The sequence below is a fragment of the Microbacterium sp. NPDC089987 genome (assembly GCF_044748505.1).
In the GTDB taxonomy this organism is placed as follows: domain Bacteria; phylum Actinomycetota; class Actinomycetes; order Actinomycetales; family Microbacteriaceae; genus Microbacterium.
This window is the reverse complement of record NZ_JBIVGE010000002.1, coordinates 498,012-522,774: the sequence shown is the minus strand read 5'-3', so window position 1 is coordinate 522,774 and position 24,763 is coordinate 498,012. Positions and strand designations below refer to the sequence as shown.

At 69.3% G+C, this 24,763-nt stretch carries 26 protein-coding genes; 17 read left to right on the top strand and 9 right to left on the bottom strand.

Going from position 1 to position 24,763, the window contains the following annotated elements:
* Nucleotides 1–62: 62 nt before the first annotated feature.
* On the top strand, nt 63–1,403 hold the full coding sequence (locus ACIPV2_RS10215) for an MATE family efflux transporter (protein WP_400840881.1): 1,341 nt from the start codon (nt 63–65) through the stop codon (nt 1,401–1,403).
* A gap of 25 nt (nt 1,404–1,428) precedes the next feature.
* On the opposite strand, the gene ACIPV2_RS10210 is transcribed toward ACIPV2_RS10215, so the two are convergent.
* On the bottom strand, nt 1,429–3,144 hold the full coding sequence (locus ACIPV2_RS10210; RefSeq protein WP_400840879.1) for an acyl-CoA dehydrogenase: 1,716 nt from the start codon (nt 3,142–3,144) through the stop codon (nt 1,429–1,431).
* 75 nt (nt 3,145–3,219) lie between these two features.
* The gene (locus ACIPV2_RS10205; protein WP_400840877.1) at nt 3,220–3,840 is read right to left on the bottom strand and encodes a TrmH family RNA methyltransferase; all 621 of its coding nucleotides are present in this window, start codon (nt 3,838–3,840) and stop codon (nt 3,220–3,222) included.
* A 45-nt stretch (nt 3,841–3,885) separates the two neighbouring features.
* Between ACIPV2_RS10205 and ACIPV2_RS10200 the strand changes: the two genes are divergently transcribed.
* On the top strand, nt 3,886–5,121 hold the full coding sequence (locus ACIPV2_RS10200; protein WP_400840875.1) for an Nramp family divalent metal transporter: 1,236 nt from the start codon (nt 3,886–3,888) through the stop codon (nt 5,119–5,121).
* Between the two features lie 55 nt (nt 5,122–5,176).
* Here the strand turns inward: ACIPV2_RS10200 and ACIPV2_RS10195 are convergent, their stop codons facing one another.
* Entirely contained in the window at nt 5,177–5,329 is a 153-nt protein-coding gene (locus tag ACIPV2_RS10195) for a hypothetical protein (RefSeq protein WP_400840873.1), read from the bottom strand.
* A 1-nt stretch (nt 5,330) separates the two neighbouring features.
* Here ACIPV2_RS10195 and ACIPV2_RS10190 point away from each other — a divergent pair, with 1 nt between their 5' ends.
* The 4 genes from ACIPV2_RS10190 to ACIPV2_RS10175 are packed head-to-tail and all read left to right on the top strand — an operon-like array spanning nt 5,331 to nt 7,012.
* Nucleotides 5,331–5,657 carry a hypothetical protein gene (locus ACIPV2_RS10190; protein WP_400840871.1) on the top strand — a complete coding sequence of 109 codons (327 nt, stop codon included), beginning with the start codon at nt 5,331–5,333 and terminating at the stop codon, nt 5,655–5,657.
* A gap of 2 nt (nt 5,658–5,659) precedes the next feature.
* A complete protein-coding gene (locus ACIPV2_RS10185) occupies nt 5,660–6,265 on the top strand; it encodes a metal-dependent transcriptional regulator (RefSeq protein ID WP_101187636.1) in 606 nt (201 codons plus the stop codon).
* A 16-nt stretch (nt 6,266–6,281) separates the two neighbouring features.
* Nucleotides 6,282–6,443, top strand: coding sequence for a hypothetical protein (locus ACIPV2_RS10180; protein WP_400840869.1), 162 nt, complete (start codon nt 6,282–6,284; stop codon nt 6,441–6,443).
* Nucleotides 6,443–7,012 (top strand): YdeI family protein, encoded by a 570-nt coding sequence (locus tag ACIPV2_RS10175; RefSeq protein WP_400840867.1) that lies wholly within the window; start codon nt 6,443–6,445, stop codon nt 7,010–7,012. The genes ACIPV2_RS10180 and ACIPV2_RS10175 overlap by 1 nt, the downstream gene beginning before the upstream one ends.
* A gap of 4 nt (nt 7,013–7,016) precedes the next feature.
* Here the strand turns inward: ACIPV2_RS10175 and pyrE are convergent, their stop codons facing one another.
* On the bottom strand, nt 7,017–7,577 hold the full coding sequence (pyrE, locus tag ACIPV2_RS10170) for an orotate phosphoribosyltransferase (RefSeq protein ID WP_400840864.1): 561 nt from the start codon (nt 7,575–7,577) through the stop codon (nt 7,017–7,019).
* An 83-nt stretch (nt 7,578–7,660) separates the two neighbouring features.
* Here pyrE and ACIPV2_RS10165 point away from each other — a divergent pair, with 83 nt between their 5' ends.
* A complete protein-coding gene (locus ACIPV2_RS10165; protein WP_400840862.1) occupies nt 7,661–8,197 on the top strand; it encodes a YbhB/YbcL family Raf kinase inhibitor-like protein in 537 nt (178 codons plus the stop codon).
* Between the two features lie 24 nt (nt 8,198–8,221).
* On the opposite strand, the gene ACIPV2_RS10160 is transcribed toward ACIPV2_RS10165, so the two are convergent.
* Entirely contained in the window at nt 8,222–9,439 is a 1,218-nt protein-coding gene (locus ACIPV2_RS10160) for an ATP-binding protein (protein ID WP_400841804.1), read from the bottom strand.
* A 131-nt stretch (nt 9,440–9,570) separates the two neighbouring features.
* On the opposite strand from ACIPV2_RS10160, the gene ACIPV2_RS10155 reads away from it, so the two are divergent.
* Entirely contained in the window at nt 9,571–10,416 is an 846-nt protein-coding gene (locus ACIPV2_RS10155; RefSeq protein ID WP_400840860.1) for an exodeoxyribonuclease III, read from the top strand.
* Nucleotides 10,413–11,237, top strand: coding sequence for a Cof-type HAD-IIB family hydrolase (locus ACIPV2_RS10150; RefSeq protein ID WP_400840858.1), 825 nt, complete (start codon nt 10,413–10,415; stop codon nt 11,235–11,237). The genes ACIPV2_RS10155 and ACIPV2_RS10150 overlap by 4 nt, the downstream gene beginning before the upstream one ends.
* A gap of 22 nt (nt 11,238–11,259) precedes the next feature.
* Here ACIPV2_RS10150 and ACIPV2_RS10145 read toward each other — a convergent pair whose 3' ends face one another.
* Nucleotides 11,260–11,883 (bottom strand): dihydrofolate reductase family protein, encoded by a 624-nt coding sequence (locus ACIPV2_RS10145; RefSeq protein ID WP_400840856.1) that lies wholly within the window; start codon nt 11,881–11,883, stop codon nt 11,260–11,262.
* Between the two features lie 86 nt (nt 11,884–11,969).
* On the opposite strand from ACIPV2_RS10145, the gene ACIPV2_RS10140 reads away from it, so the two are divergent.
* The 7 genes from ACIPV2_RS10140 to ACIPV2_RS10110 all read left to right on the top strand — a co-directional run bounded on the left by ACIPV2_RS10140 (nt 11,970) and on the right by ACIPV2_RS10110 (nt 18,860).
* Nucleotides 11,970–12,758 carry an HAD-IIA family hydrolase gene (locus ACIPV2_RS10140; RefSeq protein WP_400840854.1) on the top strand — a complete coding sequence of 263 codons (789 nt, stop codon included), beginning with the start codon at nt 11,970–11,972 and terminating at the stop codon, nt 12,756–12,758.
* Between the two features lie 74 nt (nt 12,759–12,832).
* Nucleotides 12,833–14,131 (top strand): sensor histidine kinase, encoded by a 1,299-nt coding sequence (locus ACIPV2_RS10135; RefSeq protein WP_400840852.1) that lies wholly within the window; start codon nt 12,833–12,835, stop codon nt 14,129–14,131.
* On the top strand, nt 14,128–14,856 hold the full coding sequence (locus ACIPV2_RS10130) for a response regulator (RefSeq protein WP_400840850.1): 729 nt from the start codon (nt 14,128–14,130) through the stop codon (nt 14,854–14,856). Before ACIPV2_RS10135 ends, ACIPV2_RS10130 begins: the two co-directional genes overlap by 4 nt.
* Nucleotides 14,853–16,052 (top strand): benzoate/H(+) symporter BenE family transporter, encoded by a 1,200-nt coding sequence (locus ACIPV2_RS10125; RefSeq protein WP_400840849.1) that lies wholly within the window; start codon nt 14,853–14,855, stop codon nt 16,050–16,052. The genes ACIPV2_RS10130 and ACIPV2_RS10125 overlap by 4 nt, the downstream gene beginning before the upstream one ends.
* A 64-nt stretch (nt 16,053–16,116) precedes the next feature.
* Nucleotides 16,117–17,007 (top strand): ABC transporter ATP-binding protein, encoded by an 891-nt coding sequence (locus tag ACIPV2_RS10120; protein WP_400840847.1) that lies wholly within the window; start codon nt 16,117–16,119, stop codon nt 17,005–17,007.
* Nucleotides 17,004–18,071, top strand: a complete 1,068-nt coding sequence (locus tag ACIPV2_RS10115) for an ABC transporter permease (protein ID WP_400840845.1) — start codon at nt 17,004–17,006, stop codon at nt 18,069–18,071. The genes ACIPV2_RS10120 and ACIPV2_RS10115 overlap by 4 nt, the downstream gene beginning before the upstream one ends.
* A gap of 201 nt (nt 18,072–18,272) precedes the next feature.
* Nucleotides 18,273–18,860, top strand: a complete 588-nt coding sequence (locus ACIPV2_RS10110) for a nitroreductase family protein (RefSeq protein WP_400840843.1) — start codon at nt 18,273–18,275, stop codon at nt 18,858–18,860.
* A 52-nt stretch (nt 18,861–18,912) separates the two neighbouring features.
* Here ACIPV2_RS10110 and ACIPV2_RS10105 read toward each other — a convergent pair whose 3' ends face one another.
* Both ACIPV2_RS10105 and ACIPV2_RS10100 read right to left on the bottom strand, forming a co-directional pair.
* The gene (locus tag ACIPV2_RS10105; protein ID WP_400840841.1) at nt 18,913–19,803 is read right to left on the bottom strand and encodes a hypothetical protein; all 891 of its coding nucleotides are present in this window, start codon (nt 19,801–19,803) and stop codon (nt 18,913–18,915) included.
* 90 nt (nt 19,804–19,893) lie between these two features.
* Complete coding sequence (locus tag ACIPV2_RS10100) at nt 19,894–21,690, bottom strand: glycoside hydrolase family 15 protein (RefSeq protein WP_400840839.1); 1,797 nt, start codon at nt 21,688–21,690, stop codon at nt 19,894–19,896.
* 76 nt (nt 21,691–21,766) lie between these two features.
* Between ACIPV2_RS10100 and ACIPV2_RS10095 the strand changes: the two genes are divergently transcribed.
* On the top strand, nt 21,767–23,152 hold the full coding sequence (locus ACIPV2_RS10095) for a glucose-6-phosphate dehydrogenase (protein WP_400840837.1): 1,386 nt from the start codon (nt 21,767–21,769) through the stop codon (nt 23,150–23,152).
* Nucleotides 23,153–23,265: 113 nt separating this feature from the next.
* Here ACIPV2_RS10095 and ACIPV2_RS10090 read toward each other — a convergent pair whose 3' ends face one another.
* Nucleotides 23,266–24,729 (bottom strand): nucleobase:cation symporter-2 family protein, encoded by a 1,464-nt coding sequence (locus ACIPV2_RS10090; RefSeq protein WP_101187622.1) that lies wholly within the window; start codon nt 24,727–24,729, stop codon nt 23,266–23,268.
* Nucleotides 24,730–24,763: the final 34 nt, after the last annotated feature.

Genomic DNA, 24,763 nt, shown 5'->3' with positions numbered 1-24,763 from the left:
CCTAACCGCGAGACCACGCGGCACCGAGACAGCCCGTCCACACCACCCCATAGGCTCGTCACGTGGCATCCACCGCATCCCCCTCCCCGGCGCTCTCACTGAACCGCGAGATCCTGCGGCTCGCCGTGCCGGCGCTCGGCGCCCTCGTCGCCGAGCCCGCCTTCCTCATCCTCGACTCGGTGATGGTCGGCCACCTCGGCACCTCACCGCTCGCCGGCCTCGGCATCGCCAGCGCCGTGCTGCAGACGATCGTCGGCCTGATGATCTTCCTGGCGTACTCCACCACCCCCGCCGTCGCCCGCCGCTTCGGAGCCGGCAAGCCTGGCGACGCCGTTTCCGTCGGCATCGACGGCATGTGGTTTGCGCTCGGCCTGGGCGCCGTGCTCGCCGTCGCCGGTTCCCTCGCCAGCCCGGCGCTGGTCGCCGCGTTCGGGGCATCCGACGCCGTCTCTGCCGAGGCGCAGACCTACCTCTCCATCTCCATGTGGGGCCTGCCCGCGATGCTCATCGTGTTCGCCGCCACCGGACTGCTGCGCGGGATGCAGGACACGATGACCCCGCTGTGGATCGCCGGTCTCGGCTTCGGCGCAAACGCGCTGCTCAACTGGATCTTCATCTACGGGCTCGGCTGGGGCATCGCCGGCTCCGCGTTCGGCACGGTCGCCGCGCAGTGGGGCATGGTTGCGGCGTACGTGGTCGTCATCCGACGCCTCGCCCTCAAGCACGGCGCATCGATGCGGGCACAGCGCAACGGCATCCGGGGCACGGCCCGTTCGGGCGGATGGCTGTTCCTGCGCACCGTCAGCCTGCGCGTCGCCCTGCTCGCCACCGTCGGCGTCGCGACCGGCATCGGCACGCAGGAGCTCGCCGGCTGGCAGATCGCCTTCACGATCTTCTCGACAGCCGCATTCGCGCTCGATGCGCTGGCGATCGCGGCGCAGGCGATGATCGGCAGGAGCCTCGGCTCGGGCGATGTCGCCCAGGTAGACCGCGTGCTGCGCCGCACCGTCGCCTGGGGAGCGTGGTTCGGAGTCATCGTCGGTGCCGTCATCGCCGCGCTGTCGGGGGTCATGGGCATCGTCTTCACGGGGGATGCCGAGATCGGCGCGCTCGTTCAGCCCGCGTTCCTCGTGCTCGCGGTCGCGCAGCCCATCGCGGGGATCGTGTTCGTTCTCGACGGCGTGCTGATGGGCGCGAACGACGCGCGCTACCTCGCCATCGCGGGGCTGCTGAACCTCTTGCCGTTCCTGCCCGTGCTGGGGATCATCGCCGCCACCGGAGTCGACGGCTCCGCCGGCCTCGTCTGGCTCGCCGTCGCGTTCTTCGGGGTCTACCTGCTCGCGCGGCTGGGCACCCTGAGCTGGCGCGTGCGCACCGACGCGTGGACGCGCATCGCGGCCTGACCCCTTCCCTCACGCGGGGTGCGGGTCAGCCCACCTCGCCCGCGGCGACCGTCTCCGCCAGCATGTGCACGCGCGGCAGGTGGTGGGCACCGTAGAAGTCGGCGGAGACCAGGCGCGCCGCGTCCGACGCATCCGGAGTCGCGTGCGCCAGCACGGCCGTCACGGCAAGACCGTGCATCCATCCGCCGGCGAGGGTGCCGAGCAGCATGAGGTACGGCACGCTGACGCCGTAGGCGTCGCGGGTCGCGCCAAAGCCGACGATGGATGCCGTGGCCCGGCGAGCCGTATCCACCGCACGCTCCAGGCGATCGGCCGTGCGAGTCGCCACCTCGTGATCGAGGGAGCGCAGCTGGTCCACAGTCGACAGGATCGATGCGAACAGCGTCTCGGCGGTCGCCCCGCCGTCGCGGATGACCTTGCGTCCGATGAGGTCGTTGGACTGGATCGCCGTGGTGCCCTCGTAGATCGGCATGATCCGGGCATCCCGGTAGTGCTGTGCGACCCCGGTCTCCTCGATGAAGCCCATACCGCCGTGCACCTGGATCGCATCGCTGGTGAGCGCGACAGCGTCTTCGGTGGCCCAGCCCTTGAGGATCGGCACGAAGAACTCGGCGAGCGCCCCGGTGCCGTCGGCCTCCGCCCGGTCGAACAGGTCGCCCACGTACACGCCGAGCGCGCGCATGGCGAACAGCCGGCTCTGCATCGACAGCAGCAGACGGCGCACATCGGGATGCTCGGCGATCGGCGCGCCGGCCGGACGGTCGAGCACCGCGCCCTGGCGACGGTCGTTCGTGTAGGCGACGGCCTGCTGATAGGCGCGGTCGGAGATGCCCGTCGCCTGGAAGCCCATGCCGGCACGTGCGGAGTTCATCATCACGAACATGCCCGCAAGCCCACCGCCCACCTCGCCGACGAGGTATCCGGTCGCGTCCTCGTAGGCGAGCACGCAGGTCGGGCTGCCGTGGATGCCGAGCTTGTGCTCGAGCGCGACCGTGGTGACGGCGTTGCGCTCCCCCGGCACGCCGGAGGCGTCTGGCAGGAACTTCGGCACGACGAACAGCGACAGGCCCTTGGCGCCGGCCGGGGCGTCGGGCGTGCGCGCCAGCACGAGGTGCACGATGTTCTCGGCGACGTCGTGGTCGCCCCAGGTGATGAAGATCTTCTGACCGCTGACGCCCCACGATCCGTCGGCCCGAGGGGTGGCGATCGTGCGGATCGCGCCGAGGTCGGTGCCGGCCTCGGGCTCGGTGAGGTTCATCGTGCCGGTCCACTCGCCGGAGACGAGCTTGGTCAGGTACATCTCCCGAATCTCGTCGGATGCCGCGGCGTCGAGGGCGTGGATCTGGCCGGCGGTCAGCAGCCAGCACAGCGCGAAGGCCGCGTTGGAGGCGTTCCAGATCTCGCCGAGACCGGCGCGGATGGATCCGGGCAGGCCGTCTCCGCCCGCGGAGTCGGGCGCCTCGGCGCTGACCCAGCCCGCCTCGACGAACGCCTGGTAGGCCTCGGCGAACCCGGCAGGCAGGCGCACCTGACCGTCTTCGAGACGTGCGCCCTCGCGGTCGCCACTGGTCTCGAGCGGCGCCAGGACGGATGCCGCGAACTCGCCGGCCCCGGCGATGATCTCGGTGGCGTCCTCGGCCGTGAATGCGCCGCCGGTCGACCGCGCGGGAAGGTCGAGGCCGAATGCCTCGCCGAACAGGAAGCGGTAGTCGTCGACCGGGGGGACGTAGTCGGATGCCATGGTGCACTCCATTCGGGTGAGACTCAGGCCCATTTTACGCGAGACTGCGTCTCAGTGGAAGCGCAGGTGATCCACTCAGGCGTACCGGCGGCACCACTCGTACATGACGACCGCCGCTGCTGCGCTCGCATTGATCGAGCGGGTCGACCCGTACTGGGTGATCTCGATGTGCCCGGATGCCGCCGCCAGCGCCTCATCCGAAAGCCCGGGCCCCTCCTGACCGAAGAGCAGCACACAGCGCTCGGGCAGATCCGCCCGGTCGACCGGCACGGCTTCCCCGACGTTGTCGACCGCGATGATCGGGATGCCCTCCCCCGCCGCCCACGCCGTGAACGACTCGACGTCGGGGTGATGCACCACGTGCTGGTACCGGTCGGTCACCATCGCGCCGCGCTTGTTCCAGCGACGCCGGCCGATGATGTGCACGGTATCGGCGAGGAACGCATTGGCACTGCGCACGATCGAGCCGATGTTCATGTCGTGCTGCCAGTTCTCGATCGCGACATGGAACGGATGCCGGTGCGTGTCGAGGTCGGCGACGATGGCATCCATCCGCCAGTACCGGTATCGGTCGATGACGTTGCGGGTGTCGCCGTGCGCGAGCAGCTCCGGGTCGTAGTGCTCGTCGGTCGGCCACTCGCCCGGCCACGGGCCGACGCCGTACCCCGGCTGCGTCTGTGAGCCCGTGTCTTCCATCGCCTTCCAGCGTAGCCGCGACAGCTCGAGGTGCTATTTTTAGGCATGCCGAAAAATCTGCGGTCAGCCTCATGGATGCGGAGCGTCTGGCTGCTCGGACCTGCGCTCGTCGCCGGGGTCGCGTACCTCGATCCCGGCAACGTCGCGAGCAACATGACCGCCGGCGCCCGCTACGGGTATCTGCTCGTGTGGGTGGTCGTCGCCGGCAACATCATGGCCTGGCTGATCCAGTACCTCTCGGCGAAGCTCGGCATCGTCACCGGCCAGAGCCTGCCCGAGGTGCTCGGCAGCCGCATCCGCAACCGCTGGGCCCGGCGCGCGTACTGGCTGCAGGCCGAGCTCGTCGCGATGGCCACCGACATCGCCGAGGTGCTCGGCGGAGCCGTCGCCTTGAACCTGCTCTTCGGCATCCCCCTGCTGCTCGGCGGAGCCATCACCGGCGCGGTCTCGATCGCGCTGCTCGCGATCCAGACCCGCCGCGGCCCTCGGCACTTCGAGTTCGTCATCATCGGGCTGATGGCGGTCATCGTGATCGGGTTCATCGCCGGGCTCTTCGTCGCGCCACCCGACCCTGCGGGCGTCGTCGGCGGCATGCTGCCGCGCTTCACCGACAGCGGATCGGTGCTGCTCGCGGCATCCATCCTCGGCGCCACCGTCATGCCGCATGCGATCTACGCGCACAGTGCGCTGACGCGCGACCGGTTCGCCTCCGAGGCCGGTCGTCCCGGCATCCGGATGCTGCTCACCGCCACCCGCTGGGATGTGACGATCGCGATGATCATCGCCGGCTCGGTCAACCTGGCGATCCTGCTGCTCGCCGCCGCCAACCTCTCGGGCGTCGAGGGCACCGACTCGCTGGAGGGCGCGCACGCCGCGATCACGGCGACTCTCGGGTCCATCATCGGCACGCTGTTCGCGATCGGACTGCTGGCATCCAGTCTCGCGTCGACGTCGGTCGGCGCCTACGCGGGCGCGGAGATCATGCACGGGCTGCTGACGGTGCGGGTTCCCGTGCTCGCACGGCGACTGGTCACGCTCATCCCGGCGCTGGTGATCCTCGGCGTCGGATTCGACCCGACTCTCGCGCTCGTGCTCAGCCAGGTGGTGCTGTCGTTCGGCATCCCGTTCGCGCTCGTCCCTCTGGTCGCGCTCACCGCTCAGCGCCGCACGCTGGGCGAGCACGCGAACCGCACCATCACCACGGTGCTCGGCGTGGTCTTCGCCGCGCTGCTGATCGCCCTGAACGCCGTGCTGCTCTGGCTGGTCGCGACGGGCGCGTGACCTCGTCACCCCACCTTCCTGCGCCGAGAGCACCACATCTCGCCGAGTGTCCCCGTTATCGACGTCGATAAGCCGTGCGCTCGGCGAGATCCCGTGCTCTCGGCGCAACCACGAGCACGACCACGACCACGAGCACGACCACGACCACGACCACAGCCCAACCCTGACCGGAGAGGGAGCGCATACCCGCCCCGGGTAGGCTCGACATCATGCCCTCCTCCCCCGTCAAGAAGCACCGCGACGACTCCGAGGCGCGCCGCGCGATGCAGCTCAGCACCTGGTTCGCGCTGGGTGCCGGAGCCCTGGGCGTGCTGCTCATCGCCCTGCCAGATCTGCTTCCGGCCGGCGGCCCCTGGGTGCAGCTCGCGCTCGGCGCGCTGACCCTGTTCCTCGCCTTTCGCGCCCGCGCGATCGGCACCCGGGGAGTGAACGACTACGACGGGCGTCTCTCGCTGCTTGCGGCGCTCGCCGGGTTCGCGATCCTCTTCTTCGCCGGCAACGCGGCGTTCAACGTGCTGGTCGCTCTGGGCAGCTGACCGTGGCATCCCCCGCCTTCGACGACTACCTCAAGACGGTCTACTCCCACACCGAGTGGCAGGACGCGCCGATCACCCCGTCGCAGCTCGCCGGCGCTCTCGGCATAGCCCCATCGAGCGTCACGGAGATGGTCAAGAAGCTCGCCGCCGCCGGTCTGGTGTCGCACGTGCCGTACGGCGCGGTGAAGCTGACGGATGCCGGGCGTGAGCGCGCCCTGCAGATGCTGCGCCGGCACCGGCTGATCGAGACCTGGCTGGTTCGCGAGTTCGGCTATGCGTGGCACGAGGTGCACGACGAGGCCGAGGTGCTCGAGCACACGATCAGCGATCGGCTGCTGGATGCCATCGACGAGCGCCTCGGACGCCCGCGCTTCGACCCGCACGGCGACGCGATCCCCGACGCGAACGGCGACGTGATCCGCGAGCCGTTCGTGCTGCTCGGCGACGCTCCTGCAGGCCACACCGGGCGCGTGCTGCGCGTGAGTGATCGCGACCCCGAGCTGCTGCAGCGACTGGAGGACGCCGGCGTGAGCGTCGGTGCCGAGATCACCGCCCCTGCCGATCTTCCGGATGGAGCGGCGGACGCCGTGTGGCTCAGCCTAGGCTGAGCGGCGGAGGAGAGACATGAACCAGAGCGACCTGCTGTTTCTGGTGCTGATCGGCATCGGCCTCGCGTCGTTGACACTCGTGACGATCCAGCTGCTCAAGCCGCGGCGCAAGGACAACGCCGGCGAGTGGTACGAGGGCCCCTGCGAAGACGACGACCACCCCCGCGGGAAGCGGTGATGGGAGCGCTCGACGACGGCGAGCGCCTCTCGGCGCAGGATGCCGCCACCTGGCGCGACTGGCTCGAGAAGAACCACACGAGAGCCGGCGGCGTGTGGCTGCTGCACGTGCGTCGCCGCCATCAGGACGGCATCTCATACGAGGATGCTGTGCGCCAGGCGCTCTGCTTCGGCTGGATCGACGGCCCCGTGCGCACCTTCGACGACGGCGCCGTGGGCCAGTGGTTCTCGCCCCGCCGCCGCGGCAGCGGCTGGGCGGCGACGAACAAGGCCCGGCTCGCGGAGCTCGCGGCGGCGGGGCTGCTGGCGCCGGCCGGCATCCGCGCGATCAAGGCGGCGAAGGACGACGGATCGTGGACCCTGCTCGACGGTCCTGAGGCCGGCATCGAGCCCGACGACTTCGCCGCAGCCCTGGATGCCGTCCCCGCTGCGCGCGAGAACTGGAATGGCTTCCCGAAGTCGGTGAAGAAGCTCGGCCTCACCCACATCGCGACCGCGAAGCGCCCCGAGACACGGGCATCCCGCATCGCGAAGCTCGTCGCCGACGCCGCGGTCGGCAAGCGCCCCTGATGGGCTACTGGGGGTCGAGGCCGAGGTCGTCGAGGTCGTAAGCGGCGAGCCACTGCAGGCCCTCGGCCTCGATCGCGGCCTGAGCGCCGGTCTTGCGGTCGACGATCACGGCGACAGCCAGCACCTCTGCGCCCTCCCGGCGCAGCACCTCGACGGCCTTCAGCGCCGACTGGCCGGTGGTCGAGGTGTCTTCGAGAACGATGACCCGCTTGCCTGCGATGTCGGCACCTTCGACCTGGCGGCCGCGGCCGTGGTCCTTCGGCTCCTTGCGCACGACGAAGGCGTCGAGCGGCCGATCGGTCGCCACCGAGGCGTGCATCACCGAGTTCGCGATCGGGTCGGCACCGAGCGTGAGCCCGCCGACCGCGGCGATGTCGAAGTCCTTGATGAGATCGAGCATGATGCGCCCGATCGCGGGAGCCGCGCGGTGATCGAGCGTCAGCTTGCGCATGTCGACGTAGTACGTCGCCTTCTTGCCGCTCGAGAGGGTGAAGTCGCCGTGGAACACGGCCTCGTCCTTGATGAGATCGAGCAGGGCCTGGCGGTCTTCGGCGAGGTGGGTCACGGCATCCAGTGTATTCACCGCTCGCCGTTCGCCGCCTGGCCGGATCCCCGCTGCTCGCCTAACGTGGGACGAGGAGGTCACACATGTTCTCATTCGATCCCTATGCCGAACTCGCCGAGCTGCGTCCGGTCGCCCCGCTCGAGCTGACCAGCCCGGACTTCGCCGCCGGCGGGCCGCTGCCCGGCTTTGCCTGGTCGTCGGATCGCGCGGGCGAAGACCGCCACCCGACGCTCGAGTGGTCGGATCCACCGGCCGGCACCCTCAGCTTCGCTGTCTCGTGCTTCGACCCCGACGCCCCCACCGGGTCGGGCTTCTGGCACTGGGCGGCCTACGACATCGCTCGAGACGTGCGCCGCCTCGACAGCAGCGACGGCACCGCGGCGGATCTTCCCGGCGGCGCGATCGTGCTGCCGAACGAGGCCCGCAAGGAGCGCTTCATCGGCGCAGCTCCCCCGGCGGGAACGGGCATCCACCGCTACTTCTTCGTCGTCGACGCGCTCGACGTCGACCACCTCGAACTGGAGCCGGGGTCCACTCCCGGCGTGCTCGGCTTCAACAGGCATTTCCACACGCTCGCCCGCGGTGTGCTCATCGGCACGGCAGACCCTGCGGAGCGGTAGCCGTGAGACGGCGGCTGTCCGCCGCTATGACTTCTTCGACTTCGGACGGCGCTTCTGCACCTCGGGTATCACCAGCGTGGGCACCGCACGAAGCATGAACTTGTCGAAATCCGGGACAGTGAACGCGGCAAAGCCGTGTTCGGGGGTGTACAACAGCCCCATGTCGATCAGTTCGGCTCTGGTCGGACCCAGTTGCGTGGACTCTCGGTTCATGACCCGCGCCACCTCCGACGCTTTCTGCGCGTTCGGGCCAAGTTCCGCCATCGCCCGCATGTACGCGGTCTGCAACGGCGTCGCTCGGTCCAATCTCACGCGGAAGAAGGACGCATCGAGTTTCGCCTCGTAACCCTCCCTCGCCGATTCCACATCGACTCGGGTGATCGGCGACTTCTCCGCCGTCTCCCAGACCTGGTACCCGAGCTCCTGCAAAAAGTACGGGTAGCCCTGTGTGATCTCCACTGCGAGGTCGACGGCATCCGAGTCGTAGGCCACCTCTTCGCCCGCCGCAGGTTCGGTCAGCGCTTCACGGGCGTCCTCGTCATCGAGCGAGTCGATCTTCGGGAACTGAAACAGGCGTTCAGCATAGGACTTGGCGTCCCCCGCCAACTCCGCTATCTGCGGCAGGCCGGCACCGACGAACGTCACGGGAAGGCGCCGCTGAACGGTCTTGTGAATCCCCTGGATCAGCGCCTCCAGCTGCCGAGTACTGAGAAACTGCACCTCGTCGATGAGGATGGCAACTCCACGTTCTCGCTCCTGGGCCATCTCTCCGACGGCGACCAGCACGTCGGTGAGGTCGAGCCCGAGATCACCGTGATCTGCATGCCCCTCAGCCGCCTCCACATCCCAAGCCAACGACCACGTTCCCTGTTGATCGACAGACAGCGCGAACGAAGAAATCACACTGGCCGCTCGCTTAGCGCGTTCAGTCCATCTGGCGCGAGGAGAAAGGCGCAGCAATGCTGCTTTCAGCAACGATGCCATCGTCTGCCGGAACTTCGTGTCGTCGTGCTTACTCGCTTCGAACTCGAGGATCTCCCAGCGCTCAGCGCGGGCGATCTCAGCGAACTCGTTCAGAAGCACCGTCTTCCCGACTCCGCGCAGACCCGTAACGATCATGGATTGATGAGTTCGCCCACGCGCGAGCCGTCGTAGCAGCGTCCGGAACGCCTTTGTCTGCTCGTCACGACCAACGATGATGTCGGGGGATGCGCCGGCGTTAGGTGTGTACGGGTTGGACACGCTGTCCAATGACTCTCCTCGGTTAGTCGGTTTATCTCTGTTAGTCCTCTTTATTTTTATCACATAAAGCCATCTAAAGCCTGTAACCGCATCAGACGGCGGCTGTCCGCCGCCGCGAATAGGCTGGATGCATGCGTCTGGCCACCTGGAACATCAACTCGATCCGCACCCGCGTCTCGCGCGCCGTCGATTTCGCCGTGCGGGAGGACGTCGACGTGCTCGCGTTCCAGGAGATCAAGTGCAAGCCCGAGCAGTTCCCCTATGAGCCGTTCGAAGAGGCCGGCTACCAGGTCGAGGTGCACGGCTTCAATCAGTGGAACGGCGTCGCGATCGCGAGCCGGCTGCCGATGACCGATGTGCGCACGTCGTTCGCCGGCCAGCCCGGGTTCGCGAAGGGGCACGAGGGCCCGGACGCCCCGCTCGAGGCGCGTGCCCTGGGCGTGATGGTGGACGGCGTGCGGGTGTGGAGCCTTTACGTGCCCAACGGTCGCTCGCTGAACGATGAGCACTACCACTACAAGCTGCACTGGATCGAGGCGTTGCGCACCGCGACCGCCGCCGAGCTGGCCGCCGACCCGAACCTGCCGCTCGCCCTGGTCGGCGACTTCAACATCATCCCGTTCGACCACGACAACGGCGACCCTGGCATCGTGCAGGGCTTCTCGACGCACGTGTCCCAGCCCGAGCGCGAGGCGTTCTTCGCCCTCGAGTCGGCGGGCGTCACCGATGTCGTCCGACCGCTGATCCCCGAGGGATTCACCTACTGGGACTACCAGCGCCTCAAGTTCCCTCGCAACGAGGGCATCCGCATCGACTTCGTGCTCGGCTCGAAGCCCTTCGCCGACGCCGTCACCGGGGCGTCGATCCACCGCAACGAGCGCAAGGGCGAGCAGCCCAGCGACCACGTGCCCGTCGTCGTCGACCTCGACTTCGGCGGTGGTGACGACGACGGCGACATGCCGATGATCTTCTCGTGACCGGGCTTTCGGGCATCCGCCTCATCGCGACCGATCTCGACGGCACCCTGCTCGACGGGTCGGGAGCGGTGTCGCCGCGCACGCGCGCGGCTCTCGACGCCGCTCGGGATGCCGGGATCGAGACCATCCCGGTCACCGCCCGCCAGCCGATCGGGCTGCGGCCGATCGCCGAGCAGGCGGGGTTCGACTCGTGGGCGCTGTGCGGCAACGGCGCATACGGCCTGCACCTGACGACCGGCGAGCACCTGTTCGCCGCGGAGATCCCTGCTGACGTGCAGGGCGAGCTGGCGCGGGCGCTGCTGAAGAGCATCCCGGATCTGGTCTTCGCGAGCGTGCGCGATGCCGGCGAGGGATTCGTCGCCCAGCACGGGTACGCCGCGCTCGCCCAGCTGAGCGACCACAAGCGCGCCCCGGAGACGATGGGCGGCGTCGCGCTCGACGAGGTGCTCGGCTCGCCGAGTCTGAAGCTCGTGATCCGGCACGCCTCGGTGCCGATCGACGAGATCTTCGCGGCGCTGAACGCCCTCGGGCTGACGGGCTTCGCCGCCACGCTGTCGGGCGCGCCGTTCGTCGAGGTGATGGCGCAGGGCGTGACGAAGGCGACCGGGCTTGCTCAGGTGTGTCGACGGGTCGGTGTCGAGGCGCACGAGGTGCTCGCGTTCGGCGACGCGCTCAACGACCTCGAGATGCTGCAGTGGGCCGGGCACGGCGTCGCGATGGGCAACGCGATCGACGTCGTGCGCGATGCCGCCGACGAGGTCACCGCCGCGAATGCCGACGACGGCGTGGCCGCGGTGATCGAGCGGATGCTTCACGGCTGACCAGTCGACCTCGCCGGGACGCTCAGCTCTCCATCGTGCCGGTGCGCACGTCGCCGAGCTCGGGCGCGTAGCGGAGCATCAGCGCGCCGCCGTCACCGGCCTCTGCGCTGAGCAGGCGCATGCTGTGCGGCGTCGCGCCGTCGGGGAACACCTTCTTGCCGCGACCGAGCACCACCGGATACACCCACAGCTGCAGCTCGTCGTACAGCTGCTCGGCGAGCAGTGTCTGCACGAGGTCGACGCTGCCGATCACGTGCACGTCGCGATGTCTCTCACGCAGCAGCGGTATCTCGGTGGCGAGGTCGTCTCCGATGCGGGTCGAGCCCTGCCAGTCAAGCCGCAGGGCCGCGTCGCGCGACGCGACGTACTTGGGCACCCTGTCGAACAGCAGCCCGATCCACCCTGCCTCGCCATCGGTGTGCTGTGGCCAGTATGCGGCGAAGATGTCGTAGGTGCGCCGACCGAGCAGCAGGGCGTCGAGCGTCTGCATCCCCGCCATCACGCTCTCGCCGACCGCTCGACTGGGGTAGCCCGCCTGCCAGCCGCCGTACGGGAATCCCTCGCTCGGATCCTCGTCGGGTGCGCCGGGAGCCTGAGCGACGCCGTCCAATGTGGTGAACAGGTCGATGATGATGCGTCCGGTCATGCAGTTCATCATCCGCCTGCGCAGACGACTCCGGAACCCCTCGCCACGGTGTCTGCGCGGGCGCATCCGGCCGATAGCCTGATGCCATGGCTGATCGCTCTGAGATCGAATGCTGGCTCACCGACATGGACGGCGTTCTCGTGCACGAGAACGACGCGATCCCCGGAGCATCCGAGCTGCTGGCGGGCTGGGAGCGCGACGGCGTCCCGTACCTCGTGTTGACCAACAACTCCATCTTCACGGCGCGTGACCTGTCGGCCCGCCTTCGTGCCAGCGGACTGCACGTGCCCGAAGAGCGGATCTGGACGTCCGCGCTCGCTACCGCCGACTTCCTCGCGCAGCAGCTGCCGGGCGGCTCGGCCTTCGTGATCGGCGAGGCCGGCCTGCTCACGGCTCTGCACGAGGCCGGCTTCATCATGACCGAGACCCGGCCGGACTTCGTCGTGGTCGGCGAGACCCGCAACTACTCGTTCGAGGCGATCACCAAGGCGATCCGGCTCATCGGCGGGGGCGCGCGCTTCATCGTCACCAACCCCGACGCCACCGGTCCCAGCGCCGAGGGCCCTCTGCCCGCGACCGGTGCGATTGCGGCGCTGATCACCAAGGCCACGGGGCGCGAGCCGTACGTGGTGGGCAAGCCGAATCCGATGATGTTCCGCTCGGCGCTGAACAAGATCGGCGCCCATTCCGAGAAGACGGGGATGATCGGCGACCGCATGGACACCGACATCGTCGCCGGCATCGAGGCCGGCCTGCACACCGTGCTGGTCATGACCGGCATCAGCGACCGCACCGAGATCGAGCGGTACCCGTTCCGCCCCGACGAGATCGTGCAGTCGGTCGCGGACCTGCTTCCCGCCGACCGGAACCACTGACGCGTTCCGCCCTGGCCTGCCCCATCCGCCGCGAGGGGGATGCCGGGGCATCCCCCCGTCCCTAAGTTGGAGAGATGCCCGAGTCCGCCGTCTTCACTCGCACCCTGACCGACCGTGACCGGCGACAGGACCTGCTGCTCGCCGTGGTCATGCTGGTCGGGGCGGTCATCAGCGCGGCGCTGTCGAGCATCTCGGGCCTCTACCACGACGAGCAGGCACCGCTCTCCTGGGCGCTGCTGGTGGCCGTGGGCGTCTCGGCTCCCCTGATCGTGCGCCGGCGGTATCCGGCTCTGGTCGCCGTCGTCATCGCGCTGGTCATGTTCACCAGCGTCACCCTGCGCATCCCCGAGGTGTACGCGACCAACATCGCCATGTTCATCGCGCTGTACACGGTGGGCGCCTGGATGAACGACCGCCGCCGCGCGTTCTTCGTACGCGCTGGGATCATCCTCGGCATGTTCGTCTGGCTGATCATCGTGATGTACCGCGATGCGATCGACGAAGCCGACAAGGCAGACGTCGCCGCCGGAGTGTTCTCGCCGTTCGTCGCGTTCATGATGCTGAACCTGCTGATCAACGTGCTGTACTTCGGCGGCGCCTACTACTTCGGCGAGCGCTCGTTCCACGCCGCGGCTCAGCGATTCGCTCTGGAAGAGCGCACCCGCGAGCTCGAGGCCGAGCGCGAGATCACCGCGGCGCAGGCCGTCGCCCTCGACCGGGTGCGGATAGCCCGCGAGCTGCACGATGTCGTCGCGCATCACGTGTCGGTGATGGGCGTGCAGGCCGGCGCGGCTCGTCTGGTGATCGACCGTGATCCCGACGAGGCGAAGCGGATGCTGTCGGGCGTGGAGGACGCCTCCCGGGAGGCGATCGGCGACTTCCGCCAGCTGCTCGAGACGCTCCGCGACCCCGGCGACGGCCGGGACGATGAGCCGTCCGCCATCGGAATCGCCGACATCGAGCGGCTCGCGAAGGCCTCGACGGATGCCGGTCTGCCGACCGCCTACACCGAGATCGGCGACGCGGTTCCGGTGCCGTCGACGGTCGGTGTCAATCTGTACCGGATCGCGCAGGAGGCGCTGACCAACGCCCGCCGGCACGCCGGGGCGGATGCGACGGCGGATGTGCGACTGCGCTGGAACCCGGATGCCGTCGAGCTCGAGGTCGTGAACACCGGGCGCACGGTCGGCGTGCTGCGGCCGGGCCTCGGGCAGCTCGGCATGCGCGAACGCGCACTGGCATCCGCCGGAGAGATCGAGCTGCAGCCACGGCCGCAGGGCGGCTTCCGGGTGCGGGTCACCGTCCCGACGCCCGCCCCGACCGGCGCGCCGATTCAGGCCGCGCCCACGATCGCCGAGGCGGCGACGCGATGATCCGGGTGCTGCTCGTCGACGATCACGCCATGCTGCGTGCGGGTTTCCGTGCGATCCTCAGCACCCAGCCGGACATCGAGGTTGTCGGCGAGGCCGCGACCGGAGCCGAGGGTGTGCGGCTCGCCACCGACCTGCAGCCCGATGTCATCACCATGGACGTGCAGATGCCCGACATGGACGGCATCGAGGCGACCCGGCGCATCGTCGCTGACCCCGCCGTCGCGGCGACGATCGCCATCGTCACGACCTTCGACCGCGACGAGTACCTGTTCCAGGCTCTGGATGCCGGTGCTGGCGGCTTCCTGCTGAAGAACGCCGGACCCGAAGAGCTGATCGCCGCCGTGCGAGCGCTCGCAGCGGGTGACGGGATCCTCGCGCCCGAGGTGACCCGTCGCGTGCTGTCGAGGTTCGCGATGTCGGGCGGCGCTTCGGCAGGCTCAGCGACCCAGAGTGCAGGCTCAGCGACCCAGGGTGGAGGCCCAGCGACCCAGAGTGCAGGCTCAGCGACCCAAAGCGAGAGCGTCCTCGCCGAGCCGCTCACCGACCGCGAGTCCGAGGTGCTCACGCTCATGGCCGACGCCCGCAGCAACGCCGAGATCGCCCGCGAGCTCTTCATCGGCGAGGCCACCGTGAAGACCCACGTCTCGCGCGTGCTGCAGAAGCTCGGCGCCCGCGACCGCGTGCAGGCGATCGTGCTCGCTCACCGCCACGGGCTTACCCGATGACCACCGCGTCCACCGCTGCACAGAAGCCCCACGCATCCCGCCCGATCACCGCCGGGATCGTCACCGCCCTGGTCGGCTTCACCAGCTCGTTCGCCGTCGTGCTCACCGGGCTCGACGCGGTGGGCGCCACCCCCGCCCAGGCCGCCAGCGGTCTGCTGGCGCTCAGCCTCACGATGGGCGCCGCCTGCATAATCCTCGCCTGGCGCTACCGCATGCCGATCACGTCGGCCTGGTCGACGCCGGGAGCTGCCCTGCTCGCCGCGGTCAGCGTCGTCGACGGCGGCTGGCCGGCCGCGGTCGGCGCCTTCCTCGTCGTCGCCGCGCTCATCCTGCTCACCGCCCTCGTGCCGCGCCTCGGCACTCTCATCGCGGCGATCCCGCCGTCGATCGCGCAGGCGATGCTCGCGGGGGTCCTCCTGCCGCTCTGCCTCGCGCCGATCACCGGCGTCGTGGCGAATCCCTGGGGCGTCGTGCCGGTGGTGCTCACCTGGCTCATCGTCACGCGGCTCGCTCCGCGCTGGGCGGTGCCCGCCGCCTTCGCGATCGCGACGGTCGTCGTGGTGGTCGGCATCGCGGCATCCGGAACCGACGTCGACCCGGCCGTGCTGCTGCCCACCCTCACCTTCACCGCCCCCACCTTCACGGTCGGGTCGATCGTCGGCATCGCGCTGCCGCTGTTCATCGTGACGATGGCGTCGCAGAACGTGCCCGGCATCGCGGTGATGCGCAGCTTCGGATACGAGGTGCCGTGGCGTCCGGCGATGCTCGTCACCGGCCTCGGCGCCGCGCTCGGCGCGCCCGCCGGCGGCCACGCGATCAACCTCGCTGCGATCAGCGCCGCTCTCGCCGCGGCTCCCGACGCGGAGCCGAACCCCGCGCGCCGCTGGATCGCCGGGGTCTCGACGGGCGTCTCGTACATCGTGCTCGGCGGCCTCTCGGCGGTCTTCGCGGCACTGGTGCTGCTCGCACCGGCCGCCGTCATCCCCGCGGTCGCCGGCCTGGCGCTCTTCGGCGCCTTCGGCTCGGCTGTGCAGCAGGCGATCGACGACCCCGGCGAGCGGATGCCCGCGGTCGTGACGTTCCTGGTCGCCGCCTCGGGCATCGCGCTGCTCGGCATCAGCGCCGCGTTCTGGGCGCTCGTCGCCGGACTCATCGTGCGCGCAGCCCTCCACCTCGGCCGCCACGCCGGCCGCTAGGCGGACCCCCGAATCCGCCGCAGGGGGGATGCCCGATGCCACCGCCCTTGCCTAGCGTGAAGTCATGAGCTTCCTCCAACTCGACGGCATCACCAAGAGCTATGGCTCGCGCAGGGTGCTCGACGGCATCCGGTTCGACGTCGCCCCCGGGCGACTGACCGGGTTCGTCGGCGGCAACGGCGCGGGCAAGACGACCACGATGCGCATCATCCTCGGCGTGCTCGCCTCCGACGGCGGCACCGTGACGCTCGACGGGCAGCCGGCGACGGCAGACGACCGGCAGCGCTTCGGATACATGCCGGAGGAGCGCGGGCTGTACCCGAAGATGAAGGTGCTCGAGCAGGTCGTCTACCTCGGTCGCCTGCACGGCTTCAGCAAGGCGGACGCCACGGCGCGCGGCACGGCACTGCTCGAGGAGCTCGGACTCGGCGAACGGCTGGACGACAAGATCGAGGCCTTGTCGCTGGGGAACCAGCAGCGCGCGCAGATCGCGGCGGCGCTCGTGCACGACCCGCAGGTGCTCATCCTCGACGAGCCGTTCTCGGGCCTCGACCCGCTCGCCGTGGACGTGGTCGCCGAGGTGCTGCAGCGCCGGGCCGCGGCGGGAGCCGCCATCCTGTTCTCGTCGCACCAGCTCGACGTCGTCGAGCGGCTGTGCGACGACCTGATCATCATCGCCGACGGCACGATCCGCGCGGCGGGGTCGCGCGAGGAGCTGCGAGCGGCGCACTCGACACTGCGATACCAGCTGCACTCCAGCGGCGACGCGGGCTGGCTGCGCGGCGAGCCGGGCGTGGCCGTCCTCGACTTCGAGGGCGGATCGGCGCTGTTCGACGTCGACGCCCCTGACACCGCGCAGCGCGTGCTGCGCCAGGCGATGGACCGCGGAGCCGTGTCGAGCTTCGCCCCGCAGCGTCCCTCCCTCGCCCAGATCTTCAAGGAGGTCATCGCATGAACAGTGCTGTCTGGCTCGTCGCCGAGCGCGAGATCACGGCGAAGCTGCGCAGTCGCGCGTTCGTCATCGCCACGGGCATCCTGCTGCTGATCGCTCTCGCGGGAGTTCTCATCGGCGGGTTCATGAGTAAGAGCCCGAGTGCGGATGCCATCGCCGTCACCTCGGAGACCTCGGCGGTGCTCGACGGGATGCCCGGCGTCGAGGCCCGCGAGGTGGCCGACCGTGCGGCGGCGGAAGAGCTCGTCACGAGCGACGAGGTGGAGGCCGCTCTGGTCCCCGGGGACCCGGCCGGTTTCGGGTACGTGGTGCTCGCGAAGGAGGGGGCGCCGTCCAGTCTCATGATGATGCTCTCTCAGTCGCCCACCGTCGAGGTGCTGCAGCCGGCCGACACCGACCCCTTGCTGCGCTACCTGGTCGCACTCGGCTTCGGCATCGTGTTCCTGATCGCCGCATCGACCTTCGGCGGCACGATCGCGCAGAGCGTGGTGGAGGAGAAGCAGACCCGGGTGGTCGAGCTGCTCATCTCGGCGATCCCGGCGCGGACGCTGCTGGCCGGCAAGGTGCTCGGCAACACGGTGCTGGCGATGGGGCAGATCATCGCGCTGTCGGTGATCGCCATCGTCGGGCTGATCGTGACCGGGCAGGAGGACGTGCTCAGCGGCATCGGCGCGCCGATTCTCTGGTTCGCGGTGTTCTTCCTTTTCGGGTTCGTGCTGCTCGCGGCGCTGTACGCCGCGGCGGCGGCGATGGTGTCGAGGCAGGAGGACATCGGCTCGACCACGATGCCGCTGATGATGCTGGTGATGGCGCCGTACTTCCTGGTGATCTTCTTCAACGACAACCCGCTGGTGCTGACGATCATGTCGTACGTGCCGTTCTCGGCACCGGTCGCGATGCCGGTGCGGATGTTCGTCGGCGAGGCGCAGTGGTGGGAGGGCGCGCTGTCGCTGCTCATCCTGCTCGCGACGTGCATCGCGGCGATCGTCGTCGCCGCGAAGATCTACGAGAACTCGCTGCTGCGGATGGGGGCGCGGGTCAAGCTCGGGGAGGCGCTGCGCGGCTGACCCGTTTCGTCGCCGCCTCCGCTCGAGAAACCACTTCCTGCCTGAGAAACCGCGTTACGCGTGGTTTCCCATGCGGGAAGTGGTTTCTCGCGTTGATGAAGCCCGACTTCCGGATGTGGGAATATGCGTGCGCATAGACTCGTTGGCATCCCTGGACGATGAGGTCCGCCCGAACTCCCGAACAGCGAAAGGCCTCACCTGATGAGCAACCCCATCCTCGATCGCACCGCGCAGACCGAGCACCCCGTCCTGGACGTCCTCGCCGACCGGTGGAGCCCCCGCGCGTTCGACTCCGAGGCGCCGATCGACGAGGCCAAGCTCTCCTCCGCGCTCGAGGCCGCCCGCTGGAGCCCGAGCGCCAACAACTCGCAGCCGTGGCGCTTCATCGTCGCGCGCCGGGGCTCGGAGCTGCACCGCGGCATCCACTCGGCGCTGATGGGCTTCAACCAGGCGTGGGCCGGAAACGCCGCGGCGCTCATCGTCGCCGTCGCCGAGACCGCGAACGAAGAGGGCGCCCCGATCTCGCACGCCGTGTACGACCTCGGCCAGTCGGTCGCGCACCTGTCGGTGCAGGCACACCACGACGGCCTGGTCGTGCACCAGATGAGCGGCTTCGACGCGGACGACATCCGCGAGCTCACCGGCCTCGGCGAGCGCTTCACCCCGATCACCGTCATCGCCCTGGGCGACCTGGGTGATGCGGGCGCGCTGCCCGAGGTGCTGCAGGAGCGCGAGTCGGCTCCCCGCGTTCGTCGTCCGATCGACGAGACGCTGCTCGCCAACGCCTGAGCCGCGCATCCCTCCTCGAGAGCGCCGTCCCGTCCGGGCGGCGCTCTCGCCGTCAGCGGGTGCCCGTCCTGCCGATCGGTCGGAGCGCGGGTTCGGGAGCCGGGCGATCGAGGGCGGTCAGGGCGGGGTGAGTCCCTACAGCATCCCGCCCATACGCCTGCGCGACGGCGATCACTGCGCTCAGCGCCGCGCCGTCGCCGCTGAGCAGCAGCGGTGATGTCGACGAGAACTGGCACACCAGTGTCTGGGAGGCCACCTCGGGGTACACGGCCGTCATCGCGGCGTAGTCGAACGAGAGCCACTCACCACTCGCGTGGACGGCGATCCGATGCGACGTCACGTAGGCGCCGGTGTTCTGCCACTCGCGCCACTGGGTGGCCGCCTGCTTATCTGCCTGCGACCGAGCTGCCGCGTTCGCGATCGCCGTCACCGCCAGCGCTCCGACGATGAAGGCTGGTCTCCCGAGCGCGACGGTCGACGACTGCCGGTACGTGATGTCTTGACCGTAGTACCGGGCGTACGTCACGGGCACGTGCCCGAAGAACACCTCTCCCTGATCCGGCACGACATCCCATTGCGCAGGGAGTGCGGGCGGCATCTGCCCCGCCATGATCGATGTCCGAACAGCGCGGGCATGCTCCCATGCCGCGGCGGAACTGCGAGCTGCAGCGAGCTGCTGCTGTTCGAATGGCGTGAACCGGCCCTTCGCACGCTGCGCACGCCGGTGCACACGAGTCATCTCCACGATCGACCACACGAGCATCCAGATCGGCACGCCGACGGCCAGCAGCATAAGCAGCAGCTGGGCAAGCACGAGCCCGGCAATGCCACTGCCTTCGGCGCTCGTCTGGGCCTCACGCGCCGCCATCATCAGCAGCATCGCGACGAGGTATGACAGCGGCGCGCTGACGAGGAGCACGATCCACTTGAGGTGCCGTCTCATGCACCCATGGTCGCACGACGGCAGAACGGCTTCGCACCGCACTTTCTTCCCTGTGGACAGCGATGCGACCGTCGCGCGATGCTCTTCGCGTCAGCGGGGCTTGCTCTCGCTGTCGCTCAGCGCGTCTGCGGCGCGCACCAGCGCCAGGTGCGAGAACGCCTGCGGAGTGTTGCCGAGCTGCCGACCGGCGACCGGGTCGTACTCCTCCGCCAGCATCCCGACGTCGTTGGTCAGCCCGCAGAGCCGGTCCATCAGCTCCGCCGCCTCGTCTCGCCGGCTGGTGCTGGCGTACTGCTCGACCAGCCAGAACGAGCATGCGAGGAACGGGCTCTCCTCACCCGCCAGGCCGTCGACACCACTCTCCGTTCGGTAGCGGTGCAGCAGCCCGTCGTGCATGAGCGTCTGCTCGATGCGGGCCACCGTCGCCAGCATCCGCTCGTCGTCGGGTCGGCAGTAGCCGACCTGCGGCAGCAGCAGCAGCGACGCATCCACTTCATCGGTGTCGTAGTGCTGGGTGAAGTGCCCGTTGCGCACGCCCCGGGTGTCGATCTCCTCGCGCATCCGGTCGCGCAGCTTGCGCCAGGTGTCGACCGCACCGGGCAGCCCGTACTCCTCCACCGCCCGCACACCCCGATCGAACGCCGCCCACATCATCACCCGCGAGTGCGTGAACATGCGTGCCGGCCCGCGGATCTCCCACAGGCCCTGATCGGGATGATCGATCTGATCCGACGCGAAGCGCAGCAGGCTGCGCTCGAGCGGCCACGAGAACTCGCTGTCGGCGAGTCCCGCCTTCCGCGCAGCCGACAGGGTCACGAGCACCTCACCCACGACATCCGCCTGGTACTGCCCCCATGCGCCGTTTCCGACGCGCACCGGTCCGGAGTCGGCGTACCCGGGCAGCGCGGCGAGCACGCTCTCGGTGAGATCGCGCTCCCCCGCGAGCCCGTACATGATCTGCAGATCGGCAGGGTCTCCCGCGACCGCACGCAGCAGCCACTCGCGCCAGCTGTCGGCGAGCCCGAGGAAGCCGTGATCGAGCAGCGCCTCGAGCGTGAGCGCGGCGTCGCGCAGCCAGACGTAGCGGTAGTCCCAGTTGCGCTCGCCGCCGAGCTGCTCGGGCAGCGCCATGGTCGCGGCTGCCGCGATGCCGCCGGTCTCGTGATTCGTGAGAGCGCGCAGGATCAGCAGCGAGCGCACCACCTTGTCGTGGTGCGGTCCGGCGTGCTCGACGGTGTCGGCCCAGCTCTGCCACCACGTCTTGGTCACCTCGAGCGCGTGATCGACGTCGAGCGGGTCGGGTGCCGGGCGGTGCGACGGGAACCAGGACAGCTGCAGGTCGTGCACATCGCCGGCTCCCACGCGCACCTCGCCGCGGTGCTCGTGGTCGACGGCCTTCAGCCGCGCACCGCGCACCACGAGCGCATCCGGCCCTGCCATGGCGACCAGCTGCGGCTGGTCGTCGGTCCCGGTCTGCCGCATCCACGGCATGGCACGGGAGTAGTCGAACCGGATGCTGAGCCGCTGCGTGAACGTCATATCACCGGCCACCCCGACGACGCGGCGCACGACATCCGTCCGCCGGATCTGCACGCCGGGGTCCGGGTCGATGGGCATGAAGTCGTGCACCTCGGCGACCGCGTCACCGCTCTGCCACCGGGTGATCAGCACGAACGTGTCGCGATCGTAATGACGGGTGGCGGTGGCATCCGGGTCGTCGGGGCGCAGCATCCACCGCCCGTGCGATTCGTCACCCAGCAGGGCCGCGAACGTGCTGGCGGAGTCGAGCCGCGGCAGGCACAGCCAGTCGATGCTGCCCTCCCTCGACACGAGCGCCGCAGTGCGGCAGTTGCTGAGCAGGGCGTAGTCCTCGATTCGCGTCACCACGAGCGCAGTCTGTCATCGGAGCCGAACCCACTCCACCCCCCTTGCGCTCGGTTCGACGACGACTACCCTCGGTGCCATGTCGACGACCAGAACACTCTTCATCCTCGGCGCCACCGGCGACCTCACCTCACGCCTGCTGCTGCCCTCGCTCGCGTCTCTGCTCGGCAAAGAGCAGAACCGCCGGGTCGTGCTGCGCGGGTCCGGCACGGAGGACTGGGATGCCGAGACCTGGCGCACCACCGTGAAGAAGGCGTTCGCCGATTCCCCCCAGGCACTCGACCAGGTCGACCTCGCGGACTACGCTCAGGCGGATGTGACGGATGCCTCGGCCGTAGCGGCCCTCGTCGACACGCTCGACCCGGATACCGTGCTCTACTTCGCCCTGCCGCCGGCCGTCACCGCCGCGGCGATCGACGCGATGGCCGGGCTCACGCTTCCCGAGGGAACCGTGCTCGCGATGGAGAAGCCGTTCGGCCAGGACGAGGCGAGCGCGCGCGCGCTCAATGACAAGCTGCTGGCGCTCGTGCCCGAGAAGCAGATCTTCCGCGTCGATCACTTCCTCGGGCGGTCGACGCTGCTGAACCTGCTCGGCGTGCGCCTGGCCAACCGCATCTGGGAGCCGGTGTGGTCGGCAGAGCACATCCAGGAGGTGCTGATCCGCTTCGACGAATCGGTCGCGCTCGAAGGCCGTGCCCGCTACTACGACAAGGCCGGCGCGCTCATCGACATGATCCAGAGTCACCTGCTGCAGGTGCTGGCGCTGCTCGCGATGGATCCGCCCGCGACGCTGCACGAGCGCGACCTGCGCGACGCGAAGGCGGCTGTGCTGCGGGCTACGCACGTGATGGGCGACGACCCGGCTCGCTTCTCGCGCCGCGCGCAGTACACGGCCGGCAACCAGCAGCTCGCCGATGGGGGATCCCGCAAGCTGCCCTCGTACAGCGATGAGGAGGGCATCGACGTCTCCCGGCAGACCGAGACGCTCGCCGAGGTCGTCTTCGAGGTCTCCAGCGACCGCTGGGCCGGGGTGCCGTTCATCCTGCGCTCGGGCAAGGCGCTCGAGCGCAAGCACTCCGAGATCGTGGTGACATTCAAGCCGGTGCGGCACGTGCCGCCGGGGCTGAACGGCGTCCCCGCCGACGGCGGCCGCCTCACCTTCTCACTCGGACCCGATGAGATGCACCTGCGCCTGCACGTGACCGGAGGCGACGATCCGTTCGCGCTGCGCGACGAGGATCTCGTCGCGGGCCTGGGTGCTGGGCAGCAGCGGTCGTACGAGGAGGTGATCGAAGAGCTGCTCGACGGTGACGTCGCCCTGTCGGTGCGCGCGGATGAGGCCGAGCAGTGCTGGCGGATCATCCAGCCGGTTCGGGATGCCTGGGCTCGCGGCGAGACGCCGCTCGACGAGTATCCGGCCGGCTCCACCGGCCCCTCGTCCTGGCAGACCTCGCACAGCGACTAGCCTTCCCGCACCCGCGAAGACGCCGCGAGACTTCCCTTCCAGCGTGAGACCGAGCGCCGGAGCGCAGGTCTCGTGCCGGAGGTGAAGTCTCGCGGTACGTCAGGGCGGCGGACTCAGTGCTCGGGCACCTGCACCGGCACTTCCTTGCCCTCCCGGTCGACGATCCGGCCGTCGACGATCGAGTCGCCGTCCTCGAACGCGTCGAGGTACTGCACCGGGATACTGCGCGTGGGTGCCGCGACGAAGCTGTTGGCGTTCTTCGAGCGGCGGGCGCCGACGTGGTTGAACAGCAGGTTGAGGAAGATCGCGGCGACCGCGGCCGAGCTGATGCCCGAGTGGAAGATGGTGTTGAACCAGTCGGGCATCTGGTCGTAGATGGTCGGAGCGGCGATCGGCAGCATGCCGATGCCGATCGACGCCGCCACGATGATGAGGTTCATGTTGCCGCGGTAGTCGACCTTGGCCAGCGTGCGGACACCGGATGCCGCGACCGAGCCGAACAGCACGATGCCCGCGCCACCCAGGACCGGGGAGGGGATCTCGCCGACGACGCGGCCGAGCACCGGCAGCAGACCGAGGATGACCAGCACCACGCCTCCGGCGGTGACGACGAAACGGCTCTTCACACCGGTGATGGCGACCAGGCCGACGTTCTGCGCGAATGCCGACTGGGTGAACGTGCCGAAGACCGGCGACACGGCACTGGAGAGCATATCGGCGCGCAGGCCGTCGGCGATGCGCTTCTTGTCGACCTTGGTGCCCACGATCTCGCCCACAGCGAGGATGTCGGCCGTGGTCTCGGTGAGGGTCACGAGGATCACGATGAACATCGAGATGATCGCGGCGATCTCGAACGTCGGCCAGCCGAACGCGAACGGCGTCGGGAAGGCGAAGATGGCGCCCTCGCCGACCTGCGAGAAGTCGACCCGGCCGAGGAAGGCGGCGAAGATCGTGCCGGCGACGATGGCGAGCAGGATCGACAGGCGAGAGACGGCCCCGATCGGCACCTTGCTGAGGATCAGCACGAACAGCAGCGTCACGAATGCGAGCAGCAGGTTCTGCGGCGAGCCGTAGTCGTCGGCAGTCGCGTTGCCGCCCATGGCCCAGCGCGCGGCGACGGGCAGCAGGGTCAGGCCGATGGTGGTGATGACGACGCCGGTGACGACCGGCGGGAAGAACCGGATCACCATCGCGAAGATCGGTGCGATCAGCAGACCGAGGACGGATGCCGCTATCACCGACCCGAACACGGCCGGCAGCCCGCCGCCGTTCGTGACGATCGCGCCCATGGTCGCCACACCGGCGAACGACACGCCCTGCACGAGCGGCAGCTGTGAACCGAAGAACGGGATGCCGACCGTCTGCAGGATGGTCGCCAGGCCGCCCATGAAGAGGCACGACGCGATGAGCACGCCGATCTCTGCCGGGCTGAGTCCGGCGAGCTGCCCGATGATCAGCGGCGGCGCGATGATGCCGCCGTACATCGTCAGCACGTGCTGGAGTCCGTACCCGAAGGTGGCGCCGATGGACAGGCGTTCATCTTCGGGGCGGAGGACGTCGTTCTTCTGCTTGCTCATTTCCTGACCTCTTCGTCGAGTGCGGGGCTCGCAG